This is a genomic window from Pseudomonas sp. F220 (assembly GCF_057813935.1).
In genome coordinates, this window is the sequence record NZ_JBVASJ010000125.1 from 1 (window position 1) to 633 (window position 633).

Annotated in this window: 1 protein-coding gene; it reads right to left on the reverse strand. The window is 59.9% G+C overall.

The annotated features are described in order from the left end of the window. Window positions 1–179: 179 nt before the first annotated feature. Window positions 180–633 (reverse strand): DUF4232 domain-containing protein (locus tag ACZYSM_RS29275; RefSeq protein WP_489077171.1); only part of this gene is annotated, 454 nt, incomplete at its 5' end.

Below are 633 nucleotides of genomic sequence, written 5' to 3' on the forward strand. Positions count from 1 at the left end.
ACACCGATAACCTCTCGCGACTATGCGCAATGAGTTGCGCACTCGGTATTGGGATAGGTGTTAATCAAGCCGCTCTCGGTCCCAGTGGCGACGATCACGCTTTCACCCAGTGGGCTGCGTTGTCAGCCAATGATGCTCCCCCTGCTGGGCGGACGGTTCAAGCAGCCTGTTTCCGGCGCTCATTCGACTTTATCCGTTACACGCCCCAGCGGGGTCTGGTCGAAAAACTCGGCGGAGCCAACCACTGCGCACATCGGGAGACCAAATGGCACACGTAGCGCCTCCTCCGACAGGTCAAGCACCGCGGTCGCCGGGGTCAAGCAGTTGTGCCCCGGATAGACATCCCCAGACACCCAATGCAACAGCATGGCGACCTCAACCCCAGGAGCGACCGCGACCGGTAGCAATACCGGTCCGGGGTGCATTCCTCGCGGGAGACGGCGCTCAACCGGTAGTCGCTGGCCATCAGGTCCTTCGAACCTTAACGTCGGCAGTGCGCCAAGCTGACAGGTGTGAGGCCCGTTGTTACGCAGAACCAACAAAGTGCCACGTTGTGACATGCCGTCAAATACGCCATCCCGGTCATCGAAATGGGCATCCAACTGACTGGCCTGACAGACACTTCCCTTATGG